We start from the raw sequence: 14,080 nt of genomic DNA, 5'->3' as shown, positions 1-14,080 counted from the left end.
CGAACGAGACCGCAACTGCCGAACGAGAACCGAGCGTGTCGGCGGATAGGCTGGGCGGGTGCACAGCATCGACGCCGTGGACCTCGCACTGCTGAGGGCCCTCTCGCAGGACCCGCGCGCGACGACGGTCGCCCTCGCCCAGCGGCTGGGCATCTCCCGCAACACCGTGGCCGCTCGGCTGACCCGCCTGGAGCAGGCCGGCGCGTTCCGCGAGTTCGACCGCTGCATCGACCCGGCCGTGCTCGGGCACCCGCTGACCGCGTTCATCGAGGTCACCGTGCACCAGCAGGAGCTGGCCCGGATCGTCACCGAGCTCGCCGAGATCCCCGAGGTCGTCCAGGCCTACGGCCACAGCGGCGTCGCGGACCTGCGCGTGCACGTCGTCTGCCGCGACACCGACCACCTGTTCCGCATCGACGCCGCCATCCTGCGCATCGACGGCGTGCAGCGCACCGAGACGGCCCTGTCGATGGGCGAGCTGGTGCCCTACCGGATCCAGCCGCTGGTGGAGAAGCTCCGCCGCGGGCTGTAGCGGGCCTGCTCCCTGGTCGACCGACGAGCTCGCCTCTCCAGACCGATGACCGCGCGACAGAGGAGTGCATCATGCATCCGCGTACCGGCCGCACGTCCCGCCACCGGTCGGTCTGGGGACGCTACGGGCCGGCGGTCTGGTTGGTCCCGGCCAGCGGATCGATGGCAGCGGTCTTCGGGTCTGTTGCCGGTACAGCCATCTTCCTCGTGGTCAGCGCTGTCAGTGTGACGCCTGGACTCGTCTACTACTGCGACCGGTGGTGGGGCCCTGGGGTTCTGGAGCGGGCACGTCCTGGGCAGCTCAGATGGTTGATGAGCGCACTCGCCCTCGTCGTTGGCATCGGCCTCGTCGTGCTGTGGTTCACCGATGCCTTGGTCTGGTTCGTGGCAGCGCCGCCGGCCTTCTGGCTCGAGTTCGTCATCGCCCGGCGGATTCTGGCAAACCGGTATGACCGCGAAGGCATGGCCGAGCGGCTCAAGCTGAACGTCAGAGAGTAGAACGCCGACGCCGGGAAGGGTCCGGTCCCGCGCCGCGCCGTCAGGAGAGCCCGACCACCAGGTCCGCCGCGCCGCGCGTCCCCGCGATGAGCTCCGCGTTGACCTGGTCGGAGCCGCGCGCCCAGCGACGGGCCTCCTCGGCGCTCTTGCCGAACGCCCGGTGCCGCGCCTCCAGCCGGGTCAGCCGGACGTCGTCGGGCACGTCGACGTACCAGACCTCCGCCATGCGGGCTCGCGCGGCAGGCCACGCGCCCGACGGCGCCAGCAGGTAGTTCCCCTCGGTGACCACGAGCGGCACGTCGGCGGGCACCTCGACGCCCGCGGCGACCGGCTCCTCGATCTCGCGCCGGAACACGGGCGCGTAGACGGGCGGGTCGCCGGGCCGGGCGTCGGCGAGCCGCGCGACGAGCGCCGCGTACCCGGCGTCGTCGAAGGTGTCGATCGCCCCCTTGCGGTGCCGGGTCCCGTGCGCGGCCAGCACCGCGTTCGACAGGTGGAACCCGTCCATCCCGACGCACGCGGCCAGGTCCGGCCCGAGCTCCTCGGCCACCGCGAGAGCGAGCGTCGACTTGCCCGAGCCGGGCGCCCCGACGATCCCCAGGACGGCCCGCCGCCCGGGCACGGCCAGACCCCGGGCGCGCGCGACGAGCTCCGCCGTCGTGCTCACCGGGACAGCTCCGCGAGCCAGGCGCGCGGGCCGACATGCTGCACCCGCGTGGTCGCCACCCGCGCGGCCGTGGTGCAGGCCTCCGGCAAGGACTCACCGGCGGCGAGCGCCGCGACCAGCGCCCCGTGGAAGGCGTCGCCCGCGCCGAGCGTGTCGCGCACCTCGACCCCGGGGACGTCCACCGTGCCGGAGCCGGCGTGGTGGGACCACTCGACCGGGCCCCCACCGTGGGTGACCACGACGGCGCCCGCGCCGAGCGTCCGCGCGCCCGACGCGCCGTCGTCGTGCCCGGGGACGGTGAAGTCCGCGGACAGCGCGGCGACGTCCGCGGCCGGGAGGAGGTCGGCGAAGACGTCTCGCCACCGTCCGGCGTCCAGGACCACCGGCGGGCGCGAGGAGGCTCCGTCGAGGTGGTCGACGACGGCGCGGGCGATCGCCGGGTGGTGCCCGTCGAGCAGGACGACGTCGGGCGTGGGGAGCTGCGGCAGGTTCACCGGTGCGGGGGCGTCGGCGAGCGCGGCGTCCGCCGAGACGACGGACCGCTCCCCCGTGGCGTCGTCGACCAGGACCGCCGAGACGGCGAGCGGGAAGGCCTGGCCGCCGACGACGTCGTGCACCTCGACGCCGTGCGCGGCCAGGTCGCTGCGGGCGGCCATCGCGACCGGGCCGTCGCCGAGCGCGGTGACCAGGACGGCGCGCATCCCCAGCGCGGCGGCGGTCACGGCGGCGTTGGCGGCGGGGCCACCCGCGGCGACGTCCTGACGCACGGCCGTCACCTTCTCGTCCCGCCCCGGACGCGCGTCGGCACGGTGCACGACGTCGAGCGTCGTCAGGCCGACGAACCAGCAGGTGTGCATCTCTCCCCCTCCAGAGCGTTGTGGGCGCGATTTCTGGTGTTCCAAACCGGTCTTAGCGGGCAGAACGGGCCATAAATCACGCCCACAACGCTGATGTCAGTGGTCGGGGCCGTCAGCGGCCGGTGCCGTCGACGGCGTGCGGCTCGATCGCTGCGATCTCGTCCTCGGTGAGCGGCCCGGCGTCGAGCGCCGCGAGGTTGTCCTCGAGCTGCGCCACCGACGAGGCGCCGATCAGCGCCGAGGTCACGCGCGCGTCGCGCAGCACCCAGGAGAGCGCGAGCTGCGCGAGGCTCTGCCCGCGCCCGGCGGCGATCTCGTTCAGCGCCCGCGCCCGCTCGAGGTAGGTCTCGCTCAGGGCGTCGCTGGACAGGAACGGCGAGTCCGACCGCGCCGCCCGCGAGCCGGCCGGCGCCTCGCCCGACAGGTAACGCCCGGTCAGCAGCCCTTGCTGCAGCGGGGAGAACACGATGGTGCCCACGCCCAGGTCTCCGACGGCGTCGAGCAACGACTCGCTCTGCCGGCCGTCGTAGGGGTCCTCACGCTCGGGGTCCTCGATGTGCCGGTTGAACATCGAGTAGCTGGGCTGGTGGATCAGCATCGGGGTGCCGAGGTCCGCCAGGATCCGGGCCGCCTCCCGCGTGCGCGCCGGCGAGTAGTTGGACACGCCGACGTACAGCGCCTTGCCCTGCGCGACGGCGGAGGCGAGCGCGCCCATCGTCTCCTCGAGCGGCGTGGAGGGGTCGGGGCGGTGGTGGTAGAAGATGTCGACGTAGTCGAGCCCCATCCGCGTCAGCGACTGGTCCAGCGAGGACAGCAGGTACTTGCGCGAGCCGTGGTCGCCGTACGGGCCGGGCCACATGTCGTAGCCCGCCTTGGTGGAGATCACCAGCTCGTCGCGGTACGGGCGCAGGTCCGTGGCGAGGTGCCGCCCGAAGTTCTCCTCCGCCGAGCCGTACGGCGGGCCGTAGTTGTTCGCCAGGTCGAAGTGCGTCACGCCGAGGTCGAACGCGCGGCACAGGATGGCGCGCTGCGTCTCCAGCGGGTTGACGTGGCCGAAGTTGTGCCACAGGCCGAGCGACAGCGCCGGCAGGTCGAGCCCGGAGCGACCGGTGCGCCGATAGGTCATCGCGTCGTAACGTGCGTCGTCGGCCAGGTAGCGAGGTGCGAGAGGCATGCCGTCATCCTGGCACGCCGGACGGCACGGCGGACGCCCGCCTCACGTGCCGTCGTCGCCGACGTCGAACACGCGCCGGTACACGTCCCGGGCCTCGTGGATCGCCGCGGGGGCGATCGAGGCCACGGGGACGGTGTCGACCAGGAGCGGCTCGCAGTCCGGTCCGCGTCCGGTGACCTCCCCGGTGAGCACCCACGGGAAGCGGTCCTGCGTCATGTGATGGGCGTACTGGGACAGCTGGCGCGCCACCCAGTGCTCGAGCGGCCGGTCCCACCACGGCTCCGGGTCCAGCGGGTTGGTGCTCAGCCCCGGCAGCAGGCAGCCGCTCTCGTGGTCGCGGCTCACCGACGTGGCGTCCACCTCCGGTCCCGCGCTGAACCGGACGTAGACCGGGGACACCGTGCCGACCAGCTCGACCACCTCGGCCAGCGTCCGCAGGCGGGGGACGTCGGCGAGCGCCCGGGGTACCTCGACGGTCATCGTCGGCCCCTGAAGACCACGCCGAGGTGATCGACCGTCGCGGGCACCGGGTCGTCCGCCAGGTACCGCGCCCGCTGCACCCGCAGGTCGAGCCCGGCCAGCCGCACGAGCAGGTGGGAGGTCACCAGCAGCACCAGGTTGCGCCCGGGGCAGGAGGCCGGGCCACCGCTGAACGGCACCAGCCCCCAGTCCTCGTCCGCGCGACCGTCGAGCCACACCTCGGGAACGAAGCGGTCCGCGACGTCGAGCCGCTGGGGATCACGGTGGAAGAACGAGCTCACCACCACGAAGCCCGTCCCCGCCGGCAGCGTCCGCCCGTCCCAGTCGGTGGCCCGCACCGAGTCGCGCAGGACGGCGAACGTGGTCGGCCACAGCCGCACCGCCTCCAGCGCGCACGCACGGGCGTAGGGCAGCACGGCCGGCGGGCCCTCGGGATCTGCGGAGGCCAGCTCGTCCCGGAGGCGCTCGCGGACCTCCTGGCGGGCCGTGGCGACCGCCAGGGCGCGCAGCGTGGTCGCGGCCGCGGCGTCGAAGGCGAACAGCCAGTGCGGCACCTGGCCGGCCACCGCTCCGGCGTCGACCTCCCGGCCGACGCCGGCGAGCGAGTCGGGTGCGGCCTCCCGCACGTGCGTCGCGATCCGCTGCTCAAGCTCTGCCCGTCGCCGGGTCCGGCGGGGGTGCAGCCCCGACCAGTTCGCGTCGCGCTTGAGCCGGTCCAGCAGGTCGACGAGCCCGAGGTCGTCCCGCGCACGCTCGCCGAACACGATCTCCAGCACCATCGACCACCAGGTGCGGGCGAACTGCTGGGCGTCGAGACCGCCGGTGGCACGGACCTGGTTCTCCAGCTCGCGGGCCCCCCGCTCCACCGTGTCGACGACGGTCCGCCCGTTGCGGTGGACCGCCTGGTCGGCGTCGAGGGCGGCCTCGTTGAGGGGCCGGCGCACGCGGCGCTCGTCGTGCCCGGAGACGAGGACGCCGTCGGGCTGGAAGTGCTTCAAGGCCCCGCGCTTCTCCAGCGAGGCGGGCGAGTAGGGGTCGGGCGAGCCCTGCAGGAGCCGCCGCACCTGGTCGGGACGCGTGACGACCACCATGCGGCGCGGGCCGAGGCGCATCGAGAGCGGTGCGCCGTCGTACCGGGCGCGCAGCGCGGCGAGCACCTCGCGCGCCCCGCGGTCCGTCTGGTGCCGCTCCGCCCAGGCGGTCGCCCGGGGTCGACGGACGATCGCGCCCTGCGCGACGAACGGCGCGATCACCGACCGCAGCACGGAGGCGGTCTCCGCCACCGACAGGTCCACCGGTTCTCCGCTCACGAGCACCCCTTCCCGACACGGCCGATCACCACAGGGCCGTTGCTGGACCCGGGACCGACGCTGCCAGGAAGCCGTGAGCACGCAACACGGTGACCGGGCCCGCCTGGGTACGATCGCCGTGTCCCGCGCCGGCACGTCGGCTGAGGCGGGCCGAGGCGGGCACGGACGTGCCGACAGCACCGACGGGACGAGGCGGAGGGCGCGGCATGGACGACGGCGGCACGACGCGACCCGGCACGCCGCGGTCGGCCGAGTGGTCACTGGCGCTCGGGCTGGCCGGGCTGGCCTGCGCCGTCGTCCCCGTCATCGGCGAATGGGTGGCGGCCCCGCTGGCCGTCGCGTCGGTCGCGCTCGGCTCGTTCGCCATCCACGTCGCCGAGCGCGACGGGAGGCCCGGTACCGCTCGCGGCCTGGTCGGCGCGATGACCGGTGTGGTGGCCCTCGGCGTCGTGCTGTTCTCGCTGGCTGCCGGGTGGGGGCACGGCGGCTGAGGGCACCCGCCGACCGCTGAGGTCCGGACGGCGAGGAGCGATCAGGACGTCCGGCGCAGGAACCGCCAGGCGACCACCCACAGGAGGGTGAAGACGACGGCGAAGACGAGCATCGTGGTGCGGTAGGCGTCGACGTAGGCGTCCTGCGATGCCGCGACCACCTGGTCGAACAGGTCGTTGTCCCGCGCCCAGGCCGGCACGGTGCCGTCGGCGAACCATCCGACCACCTGCCCCTGCTGGGACGGCGTGAGACCCAGGTCGGCGAGCCGGTCGGGCAGGTCCCGGCCGATGCCCGCGTAGAGCAGGGTCGAGCTCAGGGCCGAGCCGAGGGCGAACGACGCCTGCCCGATGGCGGGCTTGCTGGCCACCGTGGCGCCGACCAGGTCCGGCGGTGGCACCTCGACGAAGAACTCGCCGGCGGCGGTCTCGGTGAGCATGCGGGAGAACCCGCCCACGGCCAGGGCGATGCCGAACACCCAGTACGGCGTGGACGCCCCGGCGACGGCGAGCAGGTACATGGCGACCGCCACCCCGGCGAGACCGATCAGCACCAGCTGCTGGGGCCGGCGTCCGCGGGCGGCCAACCGACCGGCCGCGAACGCCCCGAGGATCATCGCCAGCGTGGCCGGGAGCTGTCCCACCGTGACGTCCAGCGGTGTGTAGGCGTACAGGTACTGCCACAGCAGGGAGAGCTGGAGCACCATGACGGCCTGCCACATGTTGAACGACACGTCCGCCGTCAGCGCGCCCGCCAGGGAGCGGTTCGCGAACAGCTTGACCGGCAGGGCGGGCTCGTCGTGGTGCGTCTCCCACCACAGGAAGGCCAGGAGGGCGACCAGCCCCACCAGCACGGGCACCAGCACCCGCACCGACAACCATCCGTGCGCGGCGTCGCTCACGCCCCAGATGATCCCGACCAGCGCGACCGCGACGAGGACCAGCCCCACCGGGTCCGCCTTGCTGCGGTGCACCGCCCGCGACCGCGGCACGTACACCTTGTTCAGCACCAGGGCGACCGCACCGACGACGGGCACCACGAGGTAGCCCAGCCGCCAGTTCTCGCCGATCAGCCAGCCGCCCAGGATCGTCAGCGGCAGCGTGAACCCGACCTGGCCGGTGAAGTACATCGACATGGCCCACGGGACACGGTCCGGGGCCACCGTGCGGATGAGCGCGATCGACAGCGCCAGCGTGCCGGCCAGGCCGACGCCGGTGACCACGCGACCGGTCAGGTACAGGCCGTAGCCCGGCGCCGCCGCCGTCACGACGCCGCCCACGACGAGCGCGGCGGCGCACCACATCAGCGTCAGACGCCGGCCGTACCGGTCCCCGACCGTCCCGATCGCCAGGATCGACGCGGCCAGCGCCAGCGTCCCCACCGACGCGGCGACCGACCGCTGTGTCGCGGACATCCCGAGCTCCGCCGCCGCGGAGGCCAACGCCGTGTTGTGCAGCGAGACGTCGGTGGCCTGCGCGACGCCCGCGACCGTCAGCGCGAAGATCGCCATCCCCGGCCGGCGCGCCACGCCGTCGGGCGGACCGTCGACCACCGGGCGGCGCGGTGTCCCCGAGGTGGCGCTCACGTCGCCTCGTACACGGTGACCCCACGCTTGACCGTCCGCACGACGCCGATGTCCTTGATCGCGTCCACGTCGACGTCGACCGGGTTCGCGTCGAGGACGACCAGGTCGGCGAGCTTGCCGACCTCCACCGAGCCGCGGTCGTCCTCGCAGCGGTGCTCGTAGGCGGCGTCGATCGTCAGGCTGCGCAGTCCCTCGGCCGGCGTGATCCGCTGGTCCTCGCCCAGCACCACGCCACCGGTGGAGCGCCGCGTCACCGACGTCCACAGCAGCTGCAGCGGGTTGATGGGCGTGATCGGGTAGTCCGAGTGATTGGTCGGTCGCAGGCCCCTGTCGATCGCGGCACGCATCGGGGAGATGCCGAAGGCGCGGTCCTGGCCGAAGTTGCGGAGGTGCGTGTCGCCGAAGATCAGGCAGTGGATGGTGAACATCGACGGCTCGAAGCCCTCGGCCACGTACTCGTCGAGCTGGTCGAGCCGCATCACCTGCGAGTGGATCGGCACGGTACGTCCCGGAGGTGTGGCGCCGGCAGCCTTCGCCGCCCGGTGCGACGCCAGGAGCTGGTCGATGGCGGCGTCCCCGTTGCAGTGCGCGAAGACCTGGATGCCGTGCTCGTACGCCGCGGCGACGATCCCGTCCGACTGTTCCTGGGTGAGGACCGCCAGCCCGTGCCAGTGCTGCTCACCACCCGGGCCGCCCGTGAGGTACTCCTCGGTGACGTGCGCGGTCTTGCCCTGCGGCGAACCGTCCAGAATGAGCTTGACGCCCTGGACGGTGTGCCCGTTCGACGTCACCTTGTCCGCCCCGAACCAGCCCTGCTCGACGGCCTCGCCGAGCTCGCTGAACAGCACCAGCGAGCGCACGTCGACCGGCAGGCCCGGGCCGTCGGCGAGCGCGCGGATCGCCTCGACCTGCTCCACGGTCGCGGCGCCGTCCTGCACCGTGGTCACGCCCCAGCGGGCGTACTCGTGCAGCATCGCCAGCAGCGCGTCGTCGTCCGTGTCGAGCATGCCGAACACCAGCGGCATCCACGCGTTCTCCCAGAGCACGCCGTTGGGCCGGTCCGTCCCGGGGTGGCGGACGATCGTGCCGCCCTCGGGATCGGCGCACCCGTCGGTGTAGCCGCGCTCGGCCAGGATCCGGGTGTTGACGACGCCGCCGTGCCCCGACACGTGCACGATGGCGACGCGGTGGTCGGGGAACTCGCGGTCGAGGATCTCCGCGGTGACCGCCCCGCCGTCGTCCATCTCGTCCGGGTAGTAGCCCCAGCCCAGCAGCAGCCCGCCCGCCGGGGTGGCGTTCTGCGCGAGGTTCTCGTGCAGCGCGTGCAGCAGGTCGGCCACCGTCCGGACGGTGCCCACCGGCGGGGTGTGCAGGGCGGCGTGCCTGATGTACGGCGCGCCCATCGACACGTGGCTGTGCGGGTCGACGAACCCGGGCACGACGGTGCGGCCGTCGAGCTCGACCACCTCCGTGCCACCGTCGGCCAGCGCGCGGATCTCGGCCGTGCTGCCGACGGCGCTGATGCGGCCGCCGGTCACGGCGACCGCCTCGGCGACGGTGTCGACGGCGTCGACCGTCAGGACGGTCCCGCCGACGAGGACGAGGTCAGGTGCGCTCACGGTGCTCACTCCCGGGTGGTGTGGTGTCGTGCGGCGGTGTCAGCGCGGCCGGGCGGCCGTCCACGGTCAGGGGGCCGTCGACCAACGTGCCCGCTTTGCGCATCCGGTTCGCCCTGGCGAAGAGGACGGTCGAGATGATCGCGAAGAAGGTCAGGAACCCCGCGATGATGAACATCGTGGTGTTGAAGGAGCCGACGAACACCTCGGACGCCTGGTCCACGACCTGCTGGACGACCTCCGGGTCGTAGTCCGACATGTCCCCGCCGGAGACGTACTGCTGGATCATCCCGGTGTACTGACCTTGCTGCGCCGGCTCCACGTTGGCTTCGGCGAACGCCTCGGCGATGCCGCGCCCGTACTGGCCGAACAGGAAGGTCGAGGACAGCGCGGTCCCGAGCGCGAAGCTCGTCTGCCCGATCGCCGTCTTCGACGACGCCATGGCACCGGTCAGGGCGGGTGGCGGCTTCGCCACGAAGAACTGGCCCATGGTGGTCTCGTTGAGCATGCGGGCGAACCCGCCGACGATCATCGGGATCGCGAAGAAGATGTAGGGCGACGTGGTGGTCGAGAACCCGAACATCACCATCGTGCCGATGAGGAGCGCGTGCCCCACGAGGAGGTTCACCGACGCAGGGATGCCCTTGGACAGCAGCCGCCCGGCGATCACGGCGCCGATGACCATCGCCAGGCTCATGGGGAGCTGGCCGAGGCTGACCTGCAGCGGCTCGTACCGGTAGACGTACTGCCACAGCATGGACAGCTGGATCATCACCACGGCCTGCCACATGTTGAACGAGAAGCCGACGGCGACCGACCCGGACAGCTCCGGGTCCTTGAAGAGCTTCACCGGGAACGCCGGGTAGGGGATCCGTGCCTCCCACCAGATGAACAGCGCGAGGAACACGAGGCCCGCCAGCACGGGGACGAGCACCTGGGCCGACGTCCAGCCATAGCTCGCCGCGTTCGACAGGCCGTAGATCAGCCCGATCAGGGCGACGGCGATCGACCCGAGGCCGACGTAGTCGAACGGGCCGACGTCGTCCGACCTGGCCTCCGACAGCCCGCGCAGGCACATCGCGAAGGCGATGAGCGCGACCAAGGGCATCGTGAGGTACCCGAAGCGCCAGCCGAAGCCCGCCATCCAGCCCGCGACCACGCCGAGCACCAGCGCAGCAGCCGTCTGGCCCGCGAGCCAGAAGGCGACGGCCTTCGGGATCTGGCCGGGCAGGACCTCGCGCAGCAGGGCGAAGCTCAGGCCGAACGACGCCGCGATCCCGATGCCCGTGATGCCGCGTCCCAGCATGAAGATCGCCGTGGTCGGCGCGATCGCCGTGACGACGCCGCCCGCGATCGCGGTCAGCAGGCCGAGCAGCATGATCCGCCGACGGCCCAGGCGGTCGCCCAGCGCTCCGGTCGTGAGGATGAAGGCCGCCAACGAGAGCGTCCCCACGCTCGCCGCGAAGGCGCGGGCGGAGCTCGACATGTCGAGGTCGACGCTCGCCCCCACGATCGCGATGTTGTTCGCCGTCGGGTCGACCACCTGGAGGCACGAGGCCGCCGTCAGTGCGACGAGCGCCGCCGTCGTCCCCTTCGTCCTGCTCGCTCTGACCTCGGTGCTCATCGCGCCTCCCGGTCGGGGGCGACCTCCGGCGGGTCGCCAGCAACAAGGTACGAGCCCCGGCATAGAACCGCACCCGGAAGCGACGCGGCGTCAGGTCACCGCGCCGACGTGCCAGGGGATGAACTCCTCCGCGCCGATGCCCAGCTCCTCGCTCACCGACTGCTCGCCGGACGCGACCGCGAGGATCTTCGCCAGGATCTCTTCGCCGACATCCTCCACCGTCGCGGTGCCGTCCACGATGCGCCCGGCGTTGACGTCCATGTCCTCGGCCATCCGGTCGTACATCGGGGTGTTCGTGGCGACCTTGATCGAGGGCGTCGGCTGGCAGCCGAACACCGAGCCGCGCCCGGTGGTGAACACGACGACGTTCGCGCCACCCGCCACCATCCCCGTCACGGACACGGGGTCGTAGCCCGGGGTGTCCATGAAGGTGAAGCCGCGGTCGGTGATCTGCTCCGCGTACTCGTACACGGCCGTCAGGTCGGCCGTGCCGCCCTTGGCCACGGCGCCGAGCGACTTCTCGAGGATCGTCGTCAGGCCGCCCGCCTTGTTGCCCGGCGAGGGGTTGTTGTCCAGGGTGCCCTGACCCGCCGCCACGTAGTCGCGCCACCAGTCGATCCGGTCCAGCAGCTTCTTCGCGACGCCCGGGGAGGTCGCCCGCGCGGTGAGCAGGTGCTCGGCCCCGTAGACCTCGGGCGTCTCGGCGAGCACGGACGTCCCCCCGTAGGCGACGATCCGGTCCGAGGCCCAGCCGAGCGCCGGGTTCGCGGTGATCCCGGAGTAGCCGTCGGAGCCGCCGCACTCCAACCCCAGGACCAGCTCGGAGACGTCGCACTCGGTGCGCCGGCGGGCGTTCACCGCGGGCAGCATCGCTCGCACCGCCTCGACGCCGGCCCGCACCGAGGCGCGCACTCCCCCGGTCTCCTGGATGGTCATCGACCGCACCACGGTGTCCTCCGGGATCGCGGCCAGCAGCCCCGCGCCGGCGGTGTCGTCCGGGGCACCGACGCCCGGCATGCCGAGGTCGGCGACGGAGCCGGAGCGCGCGGACAGCGCCGCCCCGGGCACCATCTCGCAGCCCAGGCCGAGGACCAGCACGCCCGCGACGTTGGGGTTCGCGGCGTACCCGCGCAGGGTCCGCAGCAGCATCTGACCGCCCTCGGAGTCGGGCACGAGCCCGCACCCGGACGTGTGGGTCAGGGCGATGACGCCGTCCACGTGCTCGAACTCGTCGAGGGCCGCGCCGCGGAACTGCTCCGCGATCATCTTCGCCGTCGTCGCCGAGCAGTTCACGCTCGTGAGGATCGCCAGGTAGTTGCGGGTCCCCACCCGGCCGTCCGCGCGCCTGTAGCCGCGGAACGTCGGCCGCGGGACGCCGTCGGGCACCGTCAGCTCGGTGTGGGTGCCGCCGAGCGGCGCCTCGCGCTCGCCCGGGTCGAACCCCAGGTTGTGCGCGTGCACGTGGTCGCCCACGGCGATGTCCGCCGTCGCGACCCCGATGACCTGGCCGTACTTGTGCACCGGTGCCCCGGATGCGACGGCCCGCAGCGCGACCTTGTGGCCGCGCGGCACGGCACCGCGGACGACGACGGCGCTCCCGTCGGGTGCGACGGCGCGGTCGTCGGGCGTGAGGTCGCGGGTGGCGACGGCGACGTCGTCGCCCTGGCGGAGCACGAGCAGGTCGTTCATCGGGTCTTCCGTCCTCGACACGGCGACAGCCCCGCCGGCCGGCAGGGCTGGGTCCGTCGGGCACGGGGCCGCCGGAGGTTCCGGTCGGCGGCCCCGCACCCTTCGGGTCAGGTGAGCTGAGGCATCAGCTCGGGACCGAGGTGGCTCAGTTCGATGTCGCTGCCTCGACCTCGGAGAGGAACGCCTCGGCGGCCTCGTCCGGGGTCATGGAGCCGAAGAGCACCTCGGAGTTGAGTCGGATCATGATGTCCTGGACGTCGCCGGCACCGTTCGGCGGCACCGGAGGGCCGTCGACGATCTCGTCCTCGAGGTCGGCCATGAAGTCGGCGACCTTGGCGTCCGCGGCCTCGAGGTCGCCGAGGATGGACTCACGCACCGACAGGTTCGACGGCAGACCGCGGTCGGTGAGCTGCAGCGCGGCCACCTCCGGGTCGTTGAGCAGGAAGTCGACGAACATGGCCGACTCCTCCGGGTGCTCGGTGGTCGCGGAGACCGAGTAGAACATGGCCGGCTTGAAGTACATGCCGGTCCGCTCGTACTCCGTCTCGCCGGGCATGCGGAGCAGCTCGAGGTCGTGGCCCGACGCCGAGCTCAGCGCGCCGAGCTGGTTGGACCACCACACGCCCATGCCGCCGGCGTTGGTGCCCAGCAGCGAGCCCTCCGGCCCGGCGTTCTGGATCTCCACGGTGCGGCTGCCGTCCGGGGCGCCGCCGTTCTCCTGCAGGTCGAGCCCGATCTGGAAGAACTGCGACACGGTCTCGGCGTCGACACCGAGCGAGCCGTCCTCGTTGTAGAGGTTCTGGCCCTTCTGCCGCGCGAGGATGCTCAGGCCGGCCTCGTTGAAGCCGATGTCCTGGGTGCCGTAGACGCCGTCGCCGGCCGCCTTCGAGAGCTCGCCCGAGACGGCGACGAAGTCCTCCCACGTCCAGGTCGTGTCGTCCGGCACCTCGACGCCGGCGTCGGCGAAGATCTGCGGGTCGGCCATCATCGCGTAGGCGTTGACGCCGGTGGCCAGGCCGTAGAGCGTGCCGTCGACGCGCCCGCCGTCGATCACGGTGTCCTGCATCTCGGAGGTGTCGATGTCGAGGGACTCGAGGTCCGCGAGCACGCCGCGGTTGGCGTAGTCGGCGATGAAGCGCTCCTCGTGGGTGATGACGTCCGGGGTGTCGCCGCCGGCCGTCGACGTGGCCAGCTTGTCCCAGTAGCCGCCCCAGTCGGTGTAGTCCGGGACCACCGTGATGCCCGGGTTCTTCTCCTCGAACAGGTCGATGATCTCCTGCGTGGTCTGGTGGCGGTCGTCCGAGCCCCACCACGAGAAGCGGATCTCGACGCCGTCGCCCTCGCCGCCCTCCTCGGCCTGGGTGCTGTCGGATCCGGGACCGCCGCTCGAGCCGCTGCCGCAGGCGCCCAGCGCCATGGCACCGGCCGCCGTCATGGCGATGAAGGCGGCGCGGGTCCGTCCACGTCGAGTGGTCGTTGCTCGCATGATTCTCCTTGGGTGTGCGTGACGAAACGTCGTCGTTGTCATCTAGCAGGAGGTCCCGCCGTCGGGACCTCGTC

13 protein-coding genes are annotated in these 14,080 nt (G+C 72.6%); 3 read left to right on the top strand and 10 right to left on the bottom strand.

The genetic code is table 11. The features are described 5' to 3' along the window. Positions 1-58: 58 nt before the first annotated feature. Entirely contained in the window at positions 59-532 is a 474-nt protein-coding gene (locus MWU57_RS09090; protein ID WP_106264886.1) for an Lrp/AsnC family transcriptional regulator, read from the top strand. Positions 533-843: 311 nt separating this feature from the next. Continuing rightward, a complete protein-coding gene (locus tag MWU57_RS09085) occupies positions 844-1,029 on the top strand; it encodes a hypothetical protein (protein WP_125206482.1) in 186 nt (61 codons plus the stop codon). A gap of 40 nt (positions 1,030-1,069) precedes the next feature. On the opposite strand, the gene MWU57_RS09080 is transcribed toward MWU57_RS09085, so the two are convergent. The 5 genes from MWU57_RS09080 to MWU57_RS18385 form a co-directional block, all read right to left on the bottom strand. Next, entirely contained in the window at positions 1,070-1,696 is a 627-nt protein-coding gene (locus MWU57_RS09080; protein WP_246908854.1) for a nucleoside/nucleotide kinase family protein, read from the bottom strand. After that, positions 1,693-2,553, bottom strand: a complete 861-nt coding sequence (locus MWU57_RS09075; protein ID WP_246908853.1) for a PfkB family carbohydrate kinase — start codon at positions 2,551-2,553, stop codon at positions 1,693-1,695. The genes MWU57_RS09080 and MWU57_RS09075 overlap by 4 nt, the downstream gene beginning before the upstream one ends. Before the next feature lie 112 nt (positions 2,554-2,665). Then, complete coding sequence (gene mgrA / locus MWU57_RS09070; RefSeq protein WP_106264883.1) at positions 2,666-3,727, bottom strand: L-glyceraldehyde 3-phosphate reductase; 1,062 nt, start codon at positions 3,725-3,727, stop codon at positions 2,666-2,668. 42 nt (positions 3,728-3,769) lie between these two features. Next, complete coding sequence (locus MWU57_RS09065; protein ID WP_106264881.1) at positions 3,770-4,207, bottom strand: DUF6098 family protein; 438 nt, start codon at positions 4,205-4,207, stop codon at positions 3,770-3,772. Then, positions 4,204-5,517 carry a cytochrome P450 gene (locus MWU57_RS18385; protein WP_246908852.1) on the bottom strand — a complete coding sequence of 438 codons (1,314 nt, stop codon included), beginning with the start codon at positions 5,515-5,517 and terminating at the stop codon, positions 4,204-4,206. The genes MWU57_RS09065 and MWU57_RS18385 overlap by 4 nt, the downstream gene beginning before the upstream one ends. Before the next feature lie 206 nt (positions 5,518-5,723). Here MWU57_RS18385 and MWU57_RS09055 point away from each other — a divergent pair, with 206 nt between their 5' ends. Further along, entirely contained in the window at positions 5,724-6,008 is a 285-nt protein-coding gene (locus MWU57_RS09055) for a hypothetical protein (protein ID WP_106264877.1), read from the top strand. Positions 6,009-6,049: 41 nt separating this feature from the next. On the opposite strand, the gene MWU57_RS09050 is transcribed toward MWU57_RS09055, so the two are convergent. From MWU57_RS09050 to MWU57_RS09030, 5 genes are all read right to left on the bottom strand, one after another. Further along, entirely contained in the window at positions 6,050-7,591 is a 1,542-nt protein-coding gene (locus MWU57_RS09050; protein WP_246908851.1) for an MFS transporter, read from the bottom strand. Beyond that, positions 7,588-9,210: an amidohydrolase gene (locus tag MWU57_RS09045; protein ID WP_246908850.1), complete on the bottom strand. Its 1,623-nt coding sequence runs from the start codon at positions 9,208-9,210 to the stop codon at positions 7,588-7,590. Before MWU57_RS09045 ends, MWU57_RS09050 begins: the two co-directional genes overlap by 4 nt. Then, positions 9,197-10,831 (bottom strand): MFS transporter, encoded by a 1,635-nt coding sequence (locus MWU57_RS09040; protein ID WP_246908849.1) that lies wholly within the window; start codon positions 10,829-10,831, stop codon positions 9,197-9,199. Before MWU57_RS09040 ends, MWU57_RS09045 begins: the two co-directional genes overlap by 14 nt. 90 nt (positions 10,832-10,921) lie before the next feature. After that, positions 10,922-12,520, bottom strand: a complete 1,599-nt coding sequence (locus MWU57_RS09035; RefSeq protein WP_246908848.1) for a UxaA family hydrolase — start codon at positions 12,518-12,520, stop codon at positions 10,922-10,924. Positions 12,521-12,665: 145 nt separating this feature from the next. Next, positions 12,666-14,006 carry an ABC transporter substrate-binding protein gene (locus tag MWU57_RS09030; RefSeq protein ID WP_246908847.1) on the bottom strand — a complete coding sequence of 447 codons (1,341 nt, stop codon included), beginning with the start codon at positions 14,004-14,006 and terminating at the stop codon, positions 12,666-12,668. Positions 14,007-14,080: the final 74 nt, after the last annotated feature.

Origin of the sequence: Isoptericola sp. S6320L, assembly GCF_023015685.1 — a bacterium.
Classification (GTDB): domain Bacteria; phylum Actinomycetota; class Actinomycetes; order Actinomycetales; family Cellulomonadaceae; genus Isoptericola; species Isoptericola halotolerans_A.
This window is presented reverse-complemented; position numbering and strand designations above follow the sequence as displayed.

Excerpts from the sequence above, each read along its gene's own strand:
- MWU57_RS09030 (WP_246908847.1), bottom strand. The coding sequence starts at position 14,006 with ATGCGAGCAACGACCACTCGACGTGGACGGACCCGCGCCGCCTTCATC.
- MWU57_RS09055 (WP_106264877.1), top strand. The coding sequence starts at position 5,724 with ATGGACGACGGCGGCACGACGCGACCCGGCACGCCGCGGTCGGCCGAG.
- MWU57_RS09075 (WP_246908853.1), bottom strand. The coding sequence starts at position 2,553 with ATGCACACCTGCTGGTTCGTCGGCCTGACGACGCTCGACGTCGTGCAC.
- MWU57_RS09065 (WP_106264881.1), bottom strand. The coding sequence starts at position 4,207 with ATGACCGTCGAGGTACCCCGGGCGCTCGCCGACGTCCCCCGCCTGCGG.
- MWU57_RS09035 (WP_246908848.1), bottom strand. The coding sequence starts at position 12,520 with ATGAACGACCTGCTCGTGCTCCGCCAGGGCGACGACGTCGCCGTCGCC.
- mgrA (WP_106264883.1), bottom strand. The coding sequence starts at position 3,727 with ATGCCTCTCGCACCTCGCTACCTGGCCGACGACGCACGTTACGACGCG.
- MWU57_RS09040 (WP_246908849.1), bottom strand. The coding sequence starts at position 10,831 with ATGAGCACCGAGGTCAGAGCGAGCAGGACGAAGGGGACGACGGCGGCG.
- MWU57_RS09085 (WP_125206482.1), top strand. The coding sequence starts at position 844 with ATGAGCGCACTCGCCCTCGTCGTTGGCATCGGCCTCGTCGTGCTGTGG.